The 18,056-nt window shown below is 66.6% G+C and carries 17 protein-coding genes and 1 other RNA gene; 5 read left to right on the top strand and 13 right to left on the bottom strand.

Annotated elements, in window-relative coordinates; translation table 11 throughout:
* Positions 1–2 precede the first annotated feature (2 nt).
* The 4 genes from ACFSCW_RS04655 to katG form a co-directional block, all read right to left on the bottom strand.
* Positions 3–2,411 carry a PAS domain S-box protein gene (locus tag ACFSCW_RS04655; RefSeq protein ID WP_380887378.1) on the bottom strand — a complete coding sequence of 803 codons (2,409 nt, stop codon included), beginning with the start codon at positions 2,409–2,411 and terminating at the stop codon, positions 3–5.
* Complete coding sequence (locus tag ACFSCW_RS04650; protein ID WP_380887376.1) at positions 2,408–3,895, bottom strand: ATPase domain-containing protein; 1,488 nt, start codon at positions 3,893–3,895, stop codon at positions 2,408–2,410. Before ACFSCW_RS04650 ends, ACFSCW_RS04655 begins: the two co-directional genes overlap by 4 nt.
* A 96-nt stretch (positions 3,896–3,991) precedes the next feature.
* Positions 3,992–4,279 (bottom strand): hypothetical protein, encoded by a 288-nt coding sequence (locus tag ACFSCW_RS04645; RefSeq protein WP_380887374.1) that lies wholly within the window; start codon positions 4,277–4,279, stop codon positions 3,992–3,994.
* A gap of 50 nt (positions 4,280–4,329) precedes the next feature.
* Positions 4,330–6,537, bottom strand: a complete 2,208-nt coding sequence (gene katG, locus ACFSCW_RS04640) for a catalase/peroxidase HPI (RefSeq protein ID WP_380887372.1) — start codon at positions 6,535–6,537, stop codon at positions 4,330–4,332.
* A gap of 119 nt (positions 6,538–6,656) precedes the next feature.
* Here katG and ACFSCW_RS04635 point away from each other — a divergent pair, with 119 nt between their 5' ends.
* Positions 6,657–8,084, top strand: a complete 1,428-nt coding sequence (locus tag ACFSCW_RS04635; protein WP_380887370.1) for a glycoside hydrolase family 28 protein — start codon at positions 6,657–6,659, stop codon at positions 8,082–8,084.
* 90 nt (positions 8,085–8,174) lie between these two features.
* On the opposite strand, the gene ACFSCW_RS04630 is transcribed toward ACFSCW_RS04635, so the two are convergent.
* The 3 genes from ACFSCW_RS04630 to mscL form a co-directional block, all read right to left on the bottom strand.
* On the bottom strand, positions 8,175–8,495 hold the full coding sequence (locus ACFSCW_RS04630; protein WP_380887368.1) for a hypothetical protein: 321 nt from the start codon (positions 8,493–8,495) through the stop codon (positions 8,175–8,177).
* A 107-nt stretch (positions 8,496–8,602) separates the two neighbouring features.
* Positions 8,603–8,944: a transfer-messenger RNA gene (gene ssrA, locus ACFSCW_RS04625) on the bottom strand.
* Positions 8,923–9,351 (bottom strand): large conductance mechanosensitive channel protein MscL, encoded by a 429-nt coding sequence (gene mscL, locus ACFSCW_RS04620; RefSeq protein ID WP_380887366.1) that lies wholly within the window; start codon positions 9,349–9,351, stop codon positions 8,923–8,925. The genes ssrA and mscL overlap by 22 nt, the downstream gene beginning before the upstream one ends.
* A gap of 127 nt (positions 9,352–9,478) precedes the next feature.
* On the opposite strand from mscL, the gene ACFSCW_RS04615 reads away from it, so the two are divergent.
* The 4 genes from ACFSCW_RS04615 (at position 9,479) to ACFSCW_RS04600 (ending at position 12,276) form a co-directional block, all read left to right on the top strand.
* Positions 9,479–10,075 carry a LemA family protein gene (locus ACFSCW_RS04615; protein ID WP_380887364.1) on the top strand — a complete coding sequence of 199 codons (597 nt, stop codon included), beginning with the start codon at positions 9,479–9,481 and terminating at the stop codon, positions 10,073–10,075.
* 118 nt (positions 10,076–10,193) lie between these two features.
* Complete coding sequence (locus tag ACFSCW_RS04610) at positions 10,194–11,057, top strand: TPM domain-containing protein (protein WP_380887362.1); 864 nt, start codon at positions 10,194–10,196, stop codon at positions 11,055–11,057.
* The gene (locus tag ACFSCW_RS04605; RefSeq protein ID WP_380887360.1) at positions 11,057–11,728 is read left to right on the top strand and encodes a TPM domain-containing protein; all 672 of its coding nucleotides are present in this window, start codon (positions 11,057–11,059) and stop codon (positions 11,726–11,728) included. The genes ACFSCW_RS04610 and ACFSCW_RS04605 overlap by 1 nt, the downstream gene beginning before the upstream one ends.
* Positions 11,725–12,276, top strand: a complete 552-nt coding sequence (locus tag ACFSCW_RS04600) for an NUDIX hydrolase (RefSeq protein ID WP_380887358.1) — start codon at positions 11,725–11,727, stop codon at positions 12,274–12,276. The genes ACFSCW_RS04605 and ACFSCW_RS04600 overlap by 4 nt, the downstream gene beginning before the upstream one ends.
* A gap of 106 nt (positions 12,277–12,382) precedes the next feature.
* Here ACFSCW_RS04600 and ACFSCW_RS04595 read toward each other — a convergent pair whose 3' ends face one another.
* The 6 genes from ACFSCW_RS04595 to ACFSCW_RS04570 all read right to left on the bottom strand — a co-directional run bounded on the left by ACFSCW_RS04595 (position 12,383) and on the right by ACFSCW_RS04570 (position 17,980).
* A complete protein-coding gene (locus ACFSCW_RS04595) occupies positions 12,383–12,664 on the bottom strand; it encodes an ETC complex I subunit (protein ID WP_380887356.1) in 282 nt (93 codons plus the stop codon).
* Between the two features lie 32 nt (positions 12,665–12,696).
* Positions 12,697–15,225, bottom strand: a complete 2,529-nt coding sequence (hrpB, locus tag ACFSCW_RS04590; protein ID WP_380887353.1) for an ATP-dependent helicase HrpB — start codon at positions 15,223–15,225, stop codon at positions 12,697–12,699.
* Positions 15,226–15,433: 208 nt separating this feature from the next.
* Positions 15,434–15,859, bottom strand: coding sequence for an ExbD/TolR family protein (locus tag ACFSCW_RS04585; protein WP_380887351.1), 426 nt, complete (start codon positions 15,857–15,859; stop codon positions 15,434–15,436).
* Between the two features lie 14 nt (positions 15,860–15,873).
* Positions 15,874–16,353 (bottom strand): ExbD/TolR family protein, encoded by a 480-nt coding sequence (locus tag ACFSCW_RS04580; RefSeq protein ID WP_380887349.1) that lies wholly within the window; start codon positions 16,351–16,353, stop codon positions 15,874–15,876.
* Positions 16,354–16,437: 84 nt separating this feature from the next.
* A complete protein-coding gene (locus ACFSCW_RS04575; RefSeq protein ID WP_380887347.1) occupies positions 16,438–17,268 on the bottom strand; it encodes a MotA/TolQ/ExbB proton channel family protein in 831 nt (276 codons plus the stop codon).
* A 52-nt stretch (positions 17,269–17,320) separates the two neighbouring features.
* The gene (locus ACFSCW_RS04570; protein ID WP_380887345.1) at positions 17,321–17,980 is read right to left on the bottom strand and encodes an energy transducer TonB; all 660 of its coding nucleotides are present in this window, start codon (positions 17,978–17,980) and stop codon (positions 17,321–17,323) included.
* Between the last annotated feature and the right edge of the window lie 76 nt (positions 17,981–18,056).

Below are 18,056 nucleotides of genomic sequence, written 5' to 3'. Positions count from 1 at the left end.
AATCAGCGCTTGCGCGAGAAGCTGACGATGTTGCTGCCGCGGGCAGTCAACCGGCGCAGCGCCGCGGCGATGTCCGCCTGGCGGAAAGGCTTGGCGAGCTGCGGGAAGTCGAGCTCCAGATCGCCGCCGGCATAGCCAGTGATGATGAGCACGGGCAGATCGGCCACGCGCTCGCGCAGCCGCTCGGCCAACTCGGCGCCGTTCATGCGCGGCATCATGTAGTCGGTGACGACCGCATCGAGCGTCGGGATCGTGCCGAGGATCGCCAGCGCTTCAAGGCCGCTCGCGGCTTCGGTTACCGTGTGGCCGAGATCGCGGAGCATCTCCGCCGTACCGGCGCGGACGAGTTCTTCGTCGTCGACGAGCAGGATCGAGAGCGGCTGACCGGGATCGACGGTCTTGCCCGACAGGCGCACACCCTCGGCATGCGCACCGGCGGGCGCAAGCGGCAGGTAGAGATCGGCGCGCGTGCCCTCCCCCGGCACGCTCGAAAGGGCGAAAGAGCCGCCGAGCTGGGCCGCGAGGCCGTGCACCATGCTGAGGCCGAGGCCCGTGCCGCGGCCGATCTCCTTGGTCGAGAAGAAGGGCTCGATCGCGCGGGCGAGCGTCGATTCGTCCATGCCGATGCCGGTGTCGATCACCGACATGCGGATATAGGCGCCAGGGGCAAGGCCGGGCGTGCTGTGCGGGCCGACGACGGCCTGCTCGACCGCGACCGTCAGCACGCCGCCATCGGGCATCGCATCGCGCGCGTTGACGCAGAGATTGAGGACGGCGAGCTCGAGCTGGTTGGGATCGACCTGCGCCGGGGGCATGTCGGGCGCGACGGCGATGTGTAGCTCGACGGACGGGCCGATCGAGCTGGCGATCAGGTCGCGCATGCTTTCGACCAAGGTGCCGAGGTCCACGGGGCGGGATTGGAGCGACTGGCGGCGGGCGAAACCGAGGAGCCGCTGCACCAGCGTCTTCGCGCGTTCCGCCGATTGCAGCGCCCCGTCGATCAGCCGGGCGGTGCGAGCGTCGTTGTCGCGGCGGTTGAGCAGGTCGAGCGCGCCGGTAATCGGCGTCAACAGGTTATTGAAGTCGTGCGCGACACCGCCGGTCAGCTGGCCGACCGTCTCCAGCTTCTGCGCCTCGTGGAGCTGGGCCAGCGCGATCTCTCGCTCGGCCGTGCGCTCGGCGACGAGACGCTCCAGCTCCTCGTGCGACTGGGCGAGCACTTCGCGGGCGCGGATTTCGTCGTCGATGTCGGTGCAGCTTCCGTACCAGCGCACGATCTCCCCCGCCGCGTTGCGCACCGGCAAGGCTCGGCCGAGCACCCAGCGATACTGGCCGGAATGGTGCCGCAGGCGGTATTCGATATGATAGGGCTCGCCAGTGGTGAGGCTATGGCGCCACACAGCCCAGGTGCGTTCCTGGTCGTCGGGGTGGAAGACGCCGTTCCACGCCTCGCCGTCGGTCGAGCCTTCGGGCACGCCCGTATAGTCGTACCAGCGCTGGTTGAAATAATCGTGATAGCCGTCGGGCGTCGTCGACCAGATCATCTGGTCGATCGAATCGGTGATCGCGCGGAATTTGGCTTCGCTGGCGGCGAGCGCTTCTTCGACTTCGCGCCGGTGCGTGATGTCCTGGAACAGTACCGCCACTTGCCGTCGTTCGGGGGGTTCGACGCGGGACGCAGCGATCTCCAGATGCCGGCCGGTCGCGACCAGCTCGCGCTCGAAGCGGATCGGCTCGCCGGTGCGAAGCACGCTCCCGTACAGCTCGACCCAGCCATCGGCTTCGTCGGGCACCATCTGGCGGACATATTGCCCGACCACGTTCGGGATGCCGGCGTGCCGCTCATAGGCGGGGTTCGCCTCGACATGCACATAGTCGCTCAAGGGGCCGTGCGGGCCGTCGACGAACTCGATGACGCAAAAGCCTTCGTCGATCGAGTTGAACAGGGTCCGGTAGCGCTCCTCGCCATCGCGCAGCGCCTGCAATCGGGCGCGCGCTTCATACTGCCGCAGGCGGCCGCGGAGTGCGGACTGGACAAGGCTGACGAGCGTCGTGGGATGGAACGGGCGCTCGAGAAAGGTGACATTGCCGAGCACGTCGAGATAGCGCTTGGCCGAGGGGTTGCGCTCGAGCCCGCCGCCGCGCTGGGTCAGCAGCACGAACGGCAGGTCCGACCATTCCTGCTGGCTCTCGATCCAACCGGAGAGCGGATGAAGGTCCGAGGTGGCGAGCGCTTCCTCCGTCACCACAACCAGGGCGGCGCCTTTGTCGAGTTCCTCGAGCAGGCATCCGAGCGTGGAGCAGGGATCGGCGTCGATCCCCGCTTCGTGCAGCATGGCGCAAGCAACGGCCGCATCGCGGCCCCCGGGGGCCAGCACCAGCGCGCGTTCGGAGACGGTCGTCCGCTTCAAGCGTCCGCCGCTTCGAGCAGGGGCGGTCCGTCGCCGACCAGCGTGGGCACGCCCCGCAGCACGCCGTGGAAGTTGGTCAGCGGCTCGCCAAGGGTGATGCCGCGGCTGTCGATCCGGTATTCGCGAATGGTGTCTTCATGCGAGCCCGTGCGCTTCTTGATCACGGACATGGCGCGCCGCACGCGGCCAGTGGCTTCGAAATAACGGAGCAGGATGACCGTGTCAGCCAGATAAGTGAGGTCGACCGGCGCCTGCATGTCGCCGACAAGACCATGCTGCGCGACGGTCAGGAAAGTCGTCGCCCCCTGCCGGTTCAAGAACTGCAGCAGTTCGTGCATGTGCAGGATGAGCGCATGCTCACCCGGCATGGCCGCCTGATAGCCGTTGATGCTGTCGATAATGACGGTGCGCGCTTGGTGCACATCGACGCAGTTCCGCACGCGTTCGGAAAACTCGCCAGGCGTCAGCTCGGCCGCATCGATCTGTTCGAGAACCAGCGTTTTGGCCTGCATCATCGCGGCGAGGTCGATCCGCAACCCTTTCGCGCGCTCGATCAGCAGGCCCACTTCTTCATCGAACACGAACATCGCCGCGCGCTCGCCCCGGGCGACGGCTTGCTGAATGAAGGTGAGCGTGAGCAGCGATTTGCCGGTGCCGGCAGGTCCCAGGACGAGGATGCTCGATCCACGATCGACACCGCCCCCGAGCAAGGAATTCAACTCGGGCGATGCACTGGGGAGGACATCGCGCGCAAAGCTGGACTTGTGCTCGGCGGAAACGAGGCGCGGGAAGACGCGGATGCCGCCCGTCTCAATGGCAAAATCATGGTAGCCGCCGCGGAAGCGCCGGCCGCGATATTTGACGACCCGCATCCGGCGCCGCTCGGCGCCATATTCCGGGGCAAGCTCTTCCAGACGGATCACACCGTGCGCCACGCTGTGCATCGTGCCATCGTTGACGTCGGCCGTCAGGTCGTCGAGCATCAACACGGTTGCGTCCTGCCGCGCGAAATAATGCTTCAGCGCGAGAATCTGCCGGCGGTAGCGGAGCGAGCTTTGCGCCAGCAGCCGAATCTCGGACAGGCTGTCGAGCACCACGCGCTTCGGTTTTGCTTGCTCGAAGGTTTCGAAGATGCGCCGGGTCGTTTCACCCAGCTCCAGATCGGAAGAGTAAAGCAGGCTCTGCTGCTGCTCTTCGTCCAGCAGGCTTTCAGGGGGAACCAGCTCGAACAGGTCGATGCCGTCCAGCGCCCAACCGTGCGAGGCGGCGCTGGAACGCAGCTCCCCGTCGGTTTCGGACAAGGTGATGTAAAGGCAGGGCTCGCCAGCCGCCGCCCCTGCCATCAGGAATTGCATGCCGACGGTCGTCTTGCCGGTGCCCGGCGCGCCTTCGAGCAGAAATAGCCGGCCGCGGGCCAAGCCGCCGCCCAGTGTGTCGTCCAGTCCCTTGATGCCGGTCGACGCCGCATCCTCGCGGTCAGTCATTCGGTCGTCTTCTCCACGTCGCCCCCGCGCCGTGGCGTCAGCCAGTAAAGAACTGATCGATGTTGGTAAAACGGAATCTGGCGCAGGCCGCGCGCCTCAATCCAGCCCTAGCAGCCAGCGATCGAGGCGGACCGCGCGGATGGCGCCGCCGGGAAGGGCGCGGTGAAGGTCGGCGCGGTGGCTCATGATCCATTCGAGGCACATGAGCTGGCTGTCGAAGGTATCGAACTCGTCGCGGCTGGCGGCAAGCGTGGACGAGTTCACCAGGAAACGGGCGCCGCGACGGCAGCCGGGCGCGCCAGACCAGTCGCGCATCGGCGATACCACCGCCGGCACCCAATAGGCGCTCGACGGATCGAGCCTGTCGATATCCCGCCGGTGCATCCTCTCCCGCTCCCGCCGCGGCGCGCGAACGCCGCGGCGGACCTTATAGCTCAGGCTTTGGCGAGATCGAAGCGATCGGCGTTCATCACTTTCGCCCAGGCCTTCACGAACTCCTTGACGAAGGTCTCGCCGGCATCGTCGGCCGCATAGACTTCGGAAAGCGCGCGGAGCTGCGAGTTGGAGCCGAACACGAGATCGGTTCGCGTCGCCGTCCATTTCTGCTGATCGGTCTTGCGGCAAGTACCGACGAATTCCTCGTCGCCGCCCTTTTCGACCTGCTTCCAGGCCGTGCCCATGTCGAGCAGGTTGCGGAAGAAGTCGTTGGTGAGCTGGCCGGGCCGGTCGGTGAACACGCCATGCTTCGACCCGCCATGATTGGCGCCGAGAACGCGCAGACCGCCGACGAGGACAGTCATCTCGGGCGCGGTAAGGCCGAGCAGTTGCGCGCGGTCGACGAGCAGCTCCTCGGTAGGCACGCTGAAGCGGGTCTGAAGGTAGTTGCGGAAGCCTTCCGCCTTGGGCTCCAACGGCTCGAAGCTGTGCGCGTCGGTCTGCGCCTCGGTCGCATCGCCGCGGCCCGAAGTGAAAGGCACGGCGACGTCGTGGCCGGCAGCCTTCGCAGCCTGCTCGACGCCGACATTGCCGCCAAGCACGATCAGGTCGGCGAGGCTGACCTTGCCGCCGAAATCGCTTTGGATGCCTTCATAGACCTTCAGCACCTTGGCGAGCTCGGCAGGCTCGTTGACCTCCCAGTCCTTTTGCGGCGCGAGGCGGACGCGGGCGCCGTTCGCGCCACCGCGCTTGTCCGAGTCGCGATAAGTGGAAGCCGACGCCCAGGCGGTCTTGACGAGTTGCGCGACGCTGAGGCCTGAGGCGGCAATCTTGCCTTTGAGCGTGGCGACATCGGCTTCGCCGAGCTTCGGACCGGCGGGGATCGGATCCTGCCAGATCAGATCCTCCGAAGGGACTTCCGGACCGAGGTAACGGGCCTTGGGCCCCATGTCGCGGTGGGTAAGCTTGAACCAGGCGCGGGCGAAGGCGTCGGCGAACTGCGCCGGGTTCTTGTAGAAGCGTTCCGAGATTTCCCGGTATTTCGGGTCCATCTTGAACGCCATGTCGGCGGTCGTCATCATCGTCGGGACGCGGCGGTTCGGGCTGTGCGCGCCCGGCGCCAGGTCTTCCGGCTTCTGGTTTTTGGGCTGCCATTGCTGCGCGCCGGCCGGGCTCTTCACCAGCTCGTAATCGTATTCGAGCAGCATCCGGAAATAATTGTTCGACCACTGGATCGGCGTTGGCGTCCAGGGACCTTCGAGGCCGCTGGTGATGGTGTCGTCGCCGATGCCGCTCTGGTGGCCGCTTTGCCAGCCAAGGCCCTGCTGGGCGATGTCGGCGCCTTCCGGTTCCGCGCCGACCTTGGACGCATCGCCGGCACCGTGGCACTTGCCGAAGGTGTGGCCGCCGGCCGTCAGCGCAACGGTCTCCTCGTCGTTCATCGCCATCCGGGCGAACGTCTCGCGGATGTCGCGCGCCGATTGCAGCGGATCGGGGTTGCCACCGGGGCCCTCCGGATTGACGTAGATGAGGCCCATCTGGATCGCGGCGAGCGGGTTTTCGAGCGCCCTGCCCGCTTCCTCATCGATGCGGGTTGGCGAGCCCTGGTTCACCCAGAGTTCCTCGGTGCCCCAATAGATGTCCTTCTCGGGCTCCCAAACGTCCTCGCGGCCGCCGCCGAAGCCGAAAGTCGGGCCCCCCATCGATTCGATCGCGACGTTGCCGGCGAGAATCATCAGGTCCGCCCAGGAGAGCTTGCGGCCGTATTTCTGCTTGATCGGCCAGAGCAGGCGGCGCGCCTTGTCGAGATTGGCGTTGTCCGGCCAGCTGTTGAGCGGGGCGAAGCGCTGCGTGCCCGACGACGCGCCGCCGCGGCCGTCGCCGGTGCGGTAAGTGCCGGCCGAGTGCCACGCCATGCGAATGAAGAAGGGGCCGTAATGCCCATAGTCCGCCGGCCACCAGGGTTGGCTGTCGGTCATCAGCGCAGTGAGGTCGCGTTTCAGCGCCTGATAGTCGATCGACTTGAACGCTTTCGCGTAGTCGAAGCCGTCGCCCATCGGATTGCCGGAACGGCCGTGCTGATGAAGAATGTCGAGGGAAAGCTGGTTGGGCCACCAGTCGCGATTGGTGCGGCCAAGCAGGGTTCGGAGGGCTGCCGGCTCCCGGCCTGGATCGCTCAAGGGGCTGCCGCTTGTCACTGCGTCCATGTCGTCCTCTCCTCTGCTGGGTCGAAGAGAGATTAGGCGCCGCCGAAGCACGGAGGGAAACGATTAAACTCCATCAGAAGCGCGCGGAAATTCGATCAAAGCGGTGCTACGGAGCCGAAATGAAGAGCGAAATCATGAGCCTGACTCTTGCCCTGGGCCTTTGGAACGCGCCTGCAGTCGCGGCGGCGACCGAAAAGCAGGCCGACAGCATTTGCGCCGCGACTGCCTATGGCGCGCGCGGCGACGCACGCACGCTGGATACCGGTGCGATCCAACGGGCGATCGACGCCTGCGCCGGACGCGGAGGTGGCGTCGTGCTGCTTGCGGGTGGAACCTTTGTCAGTGGCACGATCGTACTGAAGGACCATGTGACTCTGCGGATCGCGCCCGGCGCTGTCCTGCTGGGCTCGCCGCGCATCGAGGATTACACTCCGTATCCCGCGACCGACGTGCCGGCGATCTTCGTCGACGGAAGCACGCAGAACAAGGGCAACGGCCCCTATCATCTGATCCATGCCGAGAAGGCGCGCGATGTCGCGGTCGACGGTGGCGGCACGATCGACGGCAACGACCGCGCCTTTTGGGACAGCGACCCCCAGCGTGGCTGGATTGCACGCAGGGCGCGTCCCTCTCCCCTCATCGAGACCGTGGACACTGTCGGTGTGAGGATCGAAAACGTCATGATCCGGCACGCGCCTGGCTGGACCATCCATCCGCTCGAATCGTCGGACATTCGCATTCGAGGCGTCACCATCCGCAACGACGGACGTGGTCCCAACACCGATGCGATCGATATCGATTCGAGCAGCAACGTGCTGATCAGCGACGTGGATATCGAGGCCGGCGACGATTGCGTGGTGCTGAAGACGACGGCGCGGCGCGGCCGCCCGACGCCCCCCGTGCGCAACGTCATCGTGTCCGGCGTGATCTGCTCGTCAGACGATCAGGGCATCAAGATCGGCACCGAAAGCCAAGGCGATTTCAGCGATATCCTGATTGCGAACGCGCTGATCTACCATGCGCCGGCGATCTACCGCGCGCCGACAGCGGGCCTCTCTTTCTCGATGGTGGACGGCGCCAGTTTCGAGAACCTTATCGTGTCGAACATCGTCATTCGCGACGCCGCCACACCCTTCTTCCTGCGGCTCGGCAATCGCGGGCGCGGACAGACCAAGCCCGTTCCCGGAAAGTTGAGCGGCGTGCAGTTCGCGAATATCGTCGCGACCGGTGGGTCGCTCGCCTCTTCGATCACGGGTATTCCCGGCCACCCGGTGCGGGGCGTGTCGCTGAGCAACATCGACATCACGATGCAGGGAGGTGGCACGGCGGCCCCGACCTCCGTTCCCGAAGCCGAAGGGGATTATCCGCACGCGCCGATGTTCGGACCGCTGCCCGCAGCGGGGCTTTACGCGCGCCACGTCGAAGGGCTCAGCCTGAAGGGCGTGCGGTTTCGCAACGTGGCGCCGGATCGGCGGCCTGACGTCTTGCTCGAAGACGTCGTCGACCTGGACAGCGACTTCGCCGGATCGATCCGACGCGTGCCCTGACGCGAAGCGGCCGGCGTTTCGGTGAGAAACGCCGGCCTGTGCGACCCGAAGCCTCGGGATTTCTTTTCGGTCCTGTCGAGTGACGCGGAGTCAACGCCTTGATGGCGCGGGCGTTCCCACGCCCTTGCCCGCGACGATCGCATTCTTCTGATTTTCGGTCAGCTTGTCGGCGGGAAGATCCGACTCGCGGATCGCTTCCGCGCGATCATGGCCGGCGCTGCGCACGATGTTCGCCTGTTGCTCCACGGCATTCGCCTGAAGTGCGTTGGTCATCGTGTCGGCCGCTTCGTCCATGGCCTCGGCGCGATTGTTCGCATTATCCTCCACCTTGTCGGCGATCTTGTCCTTGCCGCCGCCGCTGCACGCGGCCAGCGCCAGGGGGACCAAGAAAGCAATGAGATGCCGTCGCATGGGAGACTCCAAACTTATGTGAATCCGAGCGCGCAAGGCCCTGGATTCGTTCCGTTCGGAAGCGAGAAAGTGGGGAGCTTCTGTTGCCCGGTGCTCCCCGTACCGCTGGAATCCGCTTCTGTTGCCCGGTGCGGCCCGAACCGCGCTTTTGTCGAATCTAACCTAGACCGTGAGGTCTTGGGTTAGGCCGCAATTGCGAGCGCCTCGTTGTCGTTGGCACTTGTGTATGGGCCGTCACGGTGGTCCCATTCCGAGCGAAAGCTGCGCTTTTCAACACACGTCGATCCTGGTTCGGCCCCGTCAGGAGCATCGCTTGCGCGAAGCTTCTGGTGGAGCCGCCGGGTACTGCCCCCGGGTCCGCTGCGCCTATGACACGCCGCAGTTTATCGCCATAGCCGGCCGAAACCGGCAGCACCGATATAGGCGGTCAGCCGCGCGCCTTCAACGTGTCCCGGATTTCGCGGAGCAGCGCGACTTCTTCGGGCGGCGCGGCCGGTGCTTCGTCCTTGGGCTTTTGCATGCGCGTGGCGGCGCGGACGAGCTGGTAGATGATGAACGCCAGGATCAGGAAGTTGATGACCACGGTCACGAACTTGCCCCAGCCCAGCATCACCGCGCCGGCCTTTTTGAGCGCGGGATAATCAGTCAGCGAGCCGGTATAGCCGTCCGGCACATGCCCCAGCAGGATGAACTTGCTGGAGAAATCGAGGCCGCCGGTCAGCGCGCTGATGATCGGCATGATGATGTCTTCGGTCAGCGATGTCGTGATCGTCGCGAACGCCGCACCGATGATGACCGCGACGGCAAGATCGAGCACGTTGCCGCGCGCGATGAAATCCCGGAAACCCTTGAACATTGGCGAGCCCTCCTGCCCCCCGTGGAACGCGGGCCGAGACTTCCCCGTTACGCAGCCGAAAGCAAGACCGATTGCGGGGGCGGCGGCGCTGCTGTATTCCCCCTGCAATACACCTGGAGGACCATCGATGAATTCTCGCCTGTTCGCCGCCTTTGCCGCCCCTGCCGTGATGCTGTCGATCTCCGCCTGCGGCATCAACTCGGTGCCGGCATCGGAGGAAGTCGCGAAGGCCAAATGGGCCGACGTGCAGGCCGCCTATCAGCGCCGCGCGAACCTGATCCCCAACCTGGTCGCGACCGCCAAGGGCGCCGCGGCCTCCGAAGGCAAGATCCTGACCGACGTCACCGAAGCACGCGCCAACGCGACGCGAATCACGGTGAGCGGTGACCAGTTGAGCGATCCGGCGGCAATGGCCCGCTTCAACGAGGCGCAGGCGAAGCTGTCCGCGACGATCCTGCCGCTGCAGCGACTGCAGGAGCAATATCCGCAGCTCCAGAGCCAGGAGAATTTCAAGACGCTGATGAGCCAGCTCGAAGGCACCGAGAACCGGATCAACATCACGATCCGCGACTATAACGAGGCGGTGCGCGAGTATAACACGCGCATCCGGACCTTCCCCGACGCGGTCGGCGCCAAGCTGGTCTATGGCGCCAAGCCGCTGGTGCCGTTCCAGGCGACCACGCCCAATGCGGACCAGGCGCCGACGGTCGATTTCGGCAAGTAAGCGCGAGTCTTCCATCGTGTCCCACGCCCCGTTCGGCCTGAGCTTGTCGAAGGCCTGTTCTTTTTCTCTATCGCCGCAAGAAAGAGCAGGGCTTCGACAGGCTCAGCCCGAACGGAGTTTGTGGGCAGCTCTTGTCGTCGTCCTACTAGCGCTGTTCGCCACGCCCGCGCTTGCCCAAACCTTTCCGAAGTTCACCGGACTGGTCGTCGATGATGCAAACGTGATCCCCGATGATCGCGAGGCGGCGCTGCGGCAGAAGCTGGAGGCATTTCAACAGCAAACCGGGCGGCAGCTCGTAGTCGCCACGATCGCCGACCTCCAAGGCTATCCGCTCGAGGATTATGGGTACAAGCTTGGGCGGGCCTGGGCTGTCGGCCTTAAGGACGTCAACAATGGCGTGATCCTATTCATCGCGCCGAACAATCCGGCAGGCCAGCGTGGCCCGCGCATCGAGGTCGGCTACGGGCTAGAGCCGGTGCTGACGGATGCGTTCGCCAGCGTCATCATCAACACCAAGATGATGCCGCCATTGAAAGCAAATGGCGATATTCCGGGGGCTCTCGAAGCGGGAACAGACGCGATCATCCAGCAGCTCTCCATGCCCGACGAGCAGGCAAAGGCCGCGCAGGCCAAGGCCATCCAGGAATTCGACCGCACTCATACGCAAGCTCAACGCCATGCCGGCGGCGGCATTCCGATCGGGCTGATCTTCTGGCTGTTCGTGCTCGGCTTCATCATCCTCTCGCACCGGCGGCGGAAGGGGCCGTGGGGCGCGCGGCGATACGATCGCGGCAGCAACTGGCCGGTTTGGCTGTGGGCGGCGAGCGAGATTGCCGACAGCGCCTCGCGCAGCCGGGGTGGCTCGATCTGGGGAGGTGGCGATTGGGGCGGCGGCAGCAGCGGGGGCGGCTGGGGCGGCGGCGGTTTTACCGGCGGCGGGGGCGGCTCGTTCGGCGGCGGCGGCGCATCGGGGAGCTGGTGATGCTGGGACCTCAAGACCAGGAAGCCGTCGCGCGTGCTATCCGCGACGCGGAGGCGAAAACCGACGGCGAGATCGCGGTGGTGATGGCGCCCGAATCCGACAGCTACGCGGACGTGGTGCTGCACTGGGCCGTGCTGCTGGCGCTGCTGCCGCTGGCGCTGTTCGCGACCTTTCCGGGGCTGCTGGAATGGGGCGCGTCGCTGCTGCACCAGGGGTGGGGCGACGAGCCGCCGCCGCTCAGGCTGATGCTGACGATTGTCCTGCTGAAAGTCGCCGTCGCGTTCCTGATCGGACGCTTCCTGTTCGCGATTCCGGCGATCAAGCAGGCGCTGACGCCGGGCGCAACCAAGGCGCGGCGAGTGCGGCGGCGCGCGATTATGGTCTTCAAGGCCAGCACCGAACGGCGCACCGCAACCCGCACCGGCGTGCTGCTCTATCTGAGCCTCGCCGAACGGCGGGCGGAAATCGTCGCCGACGAAAGCATCCAGTCGAAGATCTCCGGCGAGGAATGGGGCGAGGCGATGGTCGCGCTGCTGGACGGCGTGCGCGGCGGGCGGCCGGGCGACGGCATGGCGGCGGCGGTCGGCAAGATCGGCGACGTGCTGGCCGCGCATTTTCCCTATACCGGCCAAGACCCGAATGAGCTGCCGGATCGTTTGATCCAGCTATGAGCCAGGAACCGATCGAAACCGTCTGGGCGGGGAAATTCATCGAGGCGAAGCGCAAGGGACGGTGGGAATTCGTCGGCCGCGCGAACGACATCCATGCGGCGGTGATCATCGCGATCGACGACGGTCATGTGCTGCTGGTCGAGCAGAACCGCGTGCCGCTCGGCGGGCCATGCCTGGAGCTGCCGGCCGGCCTGGTCGGCGATATCGACAAGAGCGAGACGGTCGAAGCCTCCGCCGCGCGCGAGCTGGAGGAAGAGACCGGCTATCGCCCTGAGCGGATCGAAGTGATCGGCGAGTTCGCTTCCTCGCCCGGCATGGTCTCCGAGACCTTCACGCTGGTGAAGGCGCACGGGCTGACCAAGGCCGGCGACGGCGGCGGCGAGGCGGGCGAAGGCATCACCGTGCACCGCGTGCCTATGGGCGAGGTGCCGGCGTTCGTTGAGCGGAAGCGCGCGGAGGGGTGCTTTATCGACGTGAAGATGCTGCTGTTGCTGGCGGCGAGCATCCTCCACCCCTCTCCCCTCCGGGGAGAGGGACAGGCTGCGTAGCAGCCAGGGAGAGGGGCCGAGTCGTCACTCGGAGCCCGGCCCCCTCTCCCCGCTCGCGCCCCCAGGCGCGAGTCGCCCTCTCCCCGGAGGGGAGAGGGTTGGGAGATTACCGGAAATTATCCGCATAGGCCTGCAGCTTCAGCTTAGGCTGCGGCGCGGGCACGACATAGGCGTCGATGCCGTGCTTGGCCGCATAAGCCTTGGCGGCATCCAGCGTGGGGAACGCAAGCTTCACTTCGGCGCGGGTGTCGGCGAGGCCGTTCCAGCCGGTGAGCGGATCGACCGGCGTCTTCTCGCGCGGCAGATATTCGAGCACCCATTCATCGGTGCGGGCGCGGCCGGACTGGGTGGCGTTCTTGGGACGCTGGAAGATGCGGGCTTGGGACATGCGGGAGCGTGTAATGGATGCGCGCTTCAGGCTCAACGCCCCGCGCGCGCGTCGGCTGCCTTGGTCCGGAGTGTGGGCGCTGCGGCGGCCGGATCGTCGGGCCAGGGATGCTTCGGGTAGCGGCCGCGCATTTCCTTGGCGACCGCTGACCAGCTTCCGCGCCAGAAACCCGGCAAGTCGCGCGTGGTCTGGATCGGGCGGCCGGCGGGCGATGTGAGGCTGAGGACGAGCGGCACGCGGTCGCGTCCGACAGTCGGGTGCTCGGCAAGGCCGAACAGCGCCTGGACGCGGAGCTCCACCGTGGGACCGGCCTCTGCGCCATAGTCGATCGGGTGCGTGCTGCCCGCGGGGGAGGTGAAGTGCGACGGCGCGACGGCATCGATCTGGCGTTTGGCGTCCCAGCCGATCAGCATTTCCAGCGCCTGGGTGAGCGCGCCGGGATCGAGGGCATCGAGCCGGCGCTTACCCGTGAGCAGGGGCGGCAGCCATTCGTCGAGGCGAGCGCGGAGTGTCTCATCCGACAGGTCGATGCCGGCAAAGGCGGCGCGCGTGCGGAGTGTGGCGGCGGCGGACCAGGGCAACAGCGCGAGGCCATGTTCGCGCATGCCTTCGAGCAGGGCGGCGGCGATCTCTTCCGGGTCGGCGGCGGCGTCCGGTCCCGACGAGAGGCGGATCGCACCCAGCCGGCGCTCGCGCACTGCGGCGACGGCGCCGGTCTTGGGATCGAAGCGGACGCGGCGGACGGTCTTGATCCGATCGGCGAACAGCGCCTCGACATCTTCGGCTTCGATCGGCGCGGCGGAGAGGATGCGCGCGCCGGCGGCGGCGCCCTGCACTTCGGCGACGGCGAGCCATTCGGCGCGGGCAAGCGGCGAGGCCGGATCGAGCCGGAACCCGCGCCCGCCGGCGCTGATCCAGTCGGCGCCGTCGGCGGAGCGGCGTTTGGAGAGGCGGTCGGGGTAAGCGAGGGCGATGCACATCCCAACCCTCTCCCCACCGGGGAGAGAGTGGCGGAGCGAAGCGACGCCAGGAGAGGGGCTGTCTTGGGGACTCGCCCCCTCTCCCTGGCCGCTACGCGACCGTCCCTCTCCCCGGTGGGGAGAGGGTTGAACAAAATTCACCCACCGCCTCGCCAATCCCCGGCCCGCTTCCGCGCGCTTGCCGCGTTCGGTGCGCCAGCGCTGGAGGCGGAGGTCGAGATCGGCGTCGTTGCCGCCGAGGCCGCGTTCGGCGAGGAGGACGGCGGCTTCGGCGGCGAGGTCGAGCATGCCGAGCCGCTCGGCCTCGGCCAGCATGTGCGCGATGCGTGGCGGCATCGGCAGTTCTGCGACGCGGCGGCCATGGTCGGTTGGGCGCCCTTCCCCCTCCAGCGCGCCAAGCTCGGTCAGGCGCGCGCGGGCTTCGGCGATGGCGGCCTCGGGGGGTGGGTCGAGCCACCGCAGCATGCGCGAATCGGCGACGCCCCAGATCGCGCTCGCGAGCAGCAGGGGCGACAGATCGGCTTCGAGGATTTCGGGCGGGTCGAAGCGCGGCAGGCCCGCGGTTGCCGCTTCCTCCCACAGCCGATAGGCGACGCCCGCCGTTTGCCGCGCGGCGCGACCCGCGCGCTGGGTGACGGCGGCCTGGCTGGCGCGCTCGGTGACGAGGCGCGTCATGCCGGCCGATCGGTCGTAGCGCGGGCGGCGCGCAAGGCCGGAGTCGACCACGACGCGGACGCCGTCCAGGGTCAGGCTGGTTTCCGCGATCGACGTGGCCAGCACCAATTTGCGCTGGCAAGGGCCAGCCGGGGCGATGGCGAGACGCTGGGCTGCGGGATCGATCTGGCCGTGCAGTTTGTGGAGGACGATGCTGTCGGCAAGCGGGCCGATCCGTTCCGCCGTGCGCTCGATCTCGGCCACGCCCGGCAGGAAGGCGAGCACGCCGCCATCCTCGTCACGAAGCGCACGACGGATCGCCTGCGCCACCGCATCCTCGATACGGATTTCGGCGGCGCGGCCGAGATAGCGGAGCTCGAGCGGGTGCGAGCGGCCCTGGCTTTCGATGACCGGCGCGCCGTCCATCAGCGCGGCATAGCGGGCGCCGTCGAGGGTGGCCGACATCGCAACGAGCCGGAGGTCCGGGCGCAGCGCGGTTTGCGCGTCGAGGGCAAGCGCCAGGCCGAAATCGCTGTCGAGGCTGCGCTCGTGGACCTCGTCGAACAGCACGGCCGAGACGCCGGCAAGCTCGGGATCGGCCTGGATGCGGTTGACGAAAATGCCTTCGGTCAGGACCGTGACGCGAGTGGCGGCCGAGCGCTTCACGTCCATGCGGGTGGCATAGCCGAAGGTCTTGCCGACCGGTTCGCCGGCAAGCTGCGCCATGCGCTCGGCGGCGGCGCGGGCGGCGATGCGGCGCGGGGAGAGCAGCAGGATTTCGCCGGTGCACCAGGATTCGTCGATCAGGGCCGGGGCGATGGCGGTGGTCTTGCCGGCGCCCGGCGGCGCGACCACGACCGCGCTGCTCCGCTCGCGCAGGGCGGCGAGGAGATCGGGCAGGACGGCGTGGATGGGGAGTTCGGGCACGGATCGTCGTTACACAGCCCTCTCCCCAACGGGGAGAGGGCAGGCTGAGCGCAGCTCAGCCGGGAGAGGGGCAGAGACTATCGCGCCCAGGCCCCTCTCCCCGCTCGCGCCCGCAGGCGCGAGTCGCCCTCTCCCCAGAGGGGAGAGGGTTTGAAACAAAAAGGGCGGCGCCTTTCGGCACCGCCCCCTTGGTTCGATCGTGCGAACGTCAGAACGCGCGATATTGCTCGTTGCCGACGAAGCCCATCTTGGTCACGCCCGAGCGCTTGATCACGGCGAGGACGTTGTCGACCACCGCATAGCGTGCCTGGGGATCGGGCTGCACGTGCAGTTCCGGCTCCGGGCTCATCGCGCGGGTGCGGTCGAGGTACAGGCGCAGCGTCACCATGTCGATCGGCGAGCCGTTCCAGGTCACCGTGCCGGCCGGGTCGACCGAGACGGTGTTCTTGATCGGATCGATCGGCGGCGGCGTGTTCTGGTCGCTGTTGACCGGCAGGTCGATCTTCACCGCGTGGGTTTGGATCGGGATGGTGATGATGAACATGATGAGCAGCACGAGCATGACGTCGATCAACGGCGTCGTGTTCATTTCACCCATCGGTTCGCCGTCGTCGCGGCCACCACTGATTGCCATGAGATACTCCTAAATCAGAGGCGAACGACGTTGCCGCCCGGAGGAGGCTCGGAGATGAAGCCGACGCGGCTGAAGCCGGCCAACTGCATCGTGTAGATCGCGCCGCCGATGCACCGGTACGGCGTGTTCACGTCGCCGCGGATGTGCGCTTCGGGAAGCTCGAGGCCGGGAGCGTTCGGGCCGCCCTGGCGATCGATTTCGCGACGGAGCTTCGCGACCGCACGGTCGAGCAGCTCGCTCGCATTCACTTTGGTCAGACCCCAATAGACGCCGCACGAGCCGTCCTTTTCGCCGCGCACGGTGAGCGAGACGTTTTCGGGCTTGGTCGTCGTCGGGTCGAAGCGGACGTTCGGCAGCTTCACCTGGATCGTCTGGATCACGACCGGAACCGCGATCAAGAAGATGATGAGCAACACCAGCATGACGTCCACGAGAGGCGTCGTGTTGATGTCCGACATGGGGACATCGTCGTCACCCCCAACTGCAAAAGCCATAGGATCCTATCCTGTCTTGATCCGCCGGGACCCCGGCGGAGGGTGGCGGACGCCCATAAGGGAGCAGGCGTCCGCCAGTCCGTCTTAGGCCTTCGGCTGAACGCCGCCGACCTGACCAGCCGTGGTGGTGGTCGTCGGCTTCGCCGTGCTGACCGCCGGCTTGGTCGAGGCGCCGGCCGGCGCGGTCGCCGGACGCAGGCTCGACGGCTTCACGCTGCCGCCCGACATCATGTAGCCGAGCACGTCGTTCGAGAAGGCCGAGAGGTCTTCCGCGATCGCCTTGTTGCGGCGCTGCAGCCAGTTGTAGGCAAGCACCGCCGGCACGGCGACGGCCAGACCGAGCGCGGTCATGATCAGCGCCTCACCGACCGGGCCCGCAACGGCGTCGATCGACGCCTGGCCGGCCAGGCCGATCTTGATGAGCGCGCGGTAGATACCGATAACCGTACCGAACAGGCCGATGAACGGCGCCGTCGCGCCGACCGTCGCCAGGAAGGCGAGGCCGCCGTTGAGCTTCGAATTGATGAGGCCCTGGCTGCGGTTGATCGAGCCGTGCATCCAGTCATGCGCTTCGACCGGATCGGTCAGCTTGCCATGCTGTTCCTGCGCGGTGATCGCGTCGTCGACGATCTGGCGGTAGGCCGAGTTCTTCTCGAGCTTGTTGGCGCCTTCTTTCAGGCTGGTCATGTTCCAGAAGCCGGCACGCATCTTGCGGCCCTGGTTGATGATCTTCTGCTGTTCGAAGAGCTTGGTGAACAGGATGTAGAACGAGAAGATCGACATGCCGACCAGGATGAGGAACACCGACCAGGCGATGACACCACCCTGCTGGAGCGCGGGAAGAAGACCGTAGGGATTTTCGCCTTTCGGAGCGGCGGCTGCGGCTTCCTGAAGGAAAGCGATTTGAGTGATCATGCGTTAGTCCTTTAGAATAGTTCGATCGACGCTGCTGAGCGCAGCACTGCCACTACTTCGGTATGACCCATTTCACGTTGCGGGACTGGGTGCTCTTGATCGGATTGCCGCTCTGATCGAGCGCCGGCGAGAAGCGACCCTTGCGAGTCATCGCCCGGCACGCGGCGTCGTCCAGATCGGCATTGCCGCTGGACGAAGAGACGCGGCAGTTTTCGACCCGGCCTTCCGTGTTGATGTCCCATGTGATCCGGGTCGTTCCTTCCGCGCCTTCACGCAGCGCGCGCGGCGGATAGTCGTCCGTCGTCACGAAGCGCGAGGGATCGCCCTTGGGACCGGCCGCCTTGGAGACGGTCGGAACGGGCGGCGGCGGCGGTGGCGGCGGAGCCGGCGGCGACGGCACGAAGACCGGCGGCGGGTTAGGCTGCGCGATGATCACCGGTGCCTGCACGGACGGCGCCTGTACGATCGGCGGGGGCGTCACGACGGGCGGTGGCTCGACCTTTTGGTCGGGTGGGGGCGGAGGTGGCGGCTCCTCGGGGGGCGGCGGCTCCTCCTGGACGTCGAACGTCTTCAGGTCGGTCGCGACCTTCTTGATGACGTTGAACGCAAGGCCAGTCACGAACGCGTAGCCAAGCAGCGCGTGGATCAGGATCACAATTACGATCGACGCGACCTTGCTACCGTTCAAGCCTTGTTTGTCAGCGTAGGCCATTCAGTAACGAGACTCCCTCTCTCGGCCAGGCTGGAGCGAAGGGAGCGCCGACCTGAAACCGCAATTCAGTCCATTT

It is taken from the genome of Sphingomonas tabacisoli, assembly GCF_042678385.1.
GTDB lineage: Bacteria > Pseudomonadota > Alphaproteobacteria > Sphingomonadales > Sphingomonadaceae > Sphingomonas_B > Sphingomonas_B tabacisoli.
The sequence above is the reverse complement of the archived record's forward strand: the minus strand, read 5'-3'. Positions and strand labels throughout refer to the sequence as shown.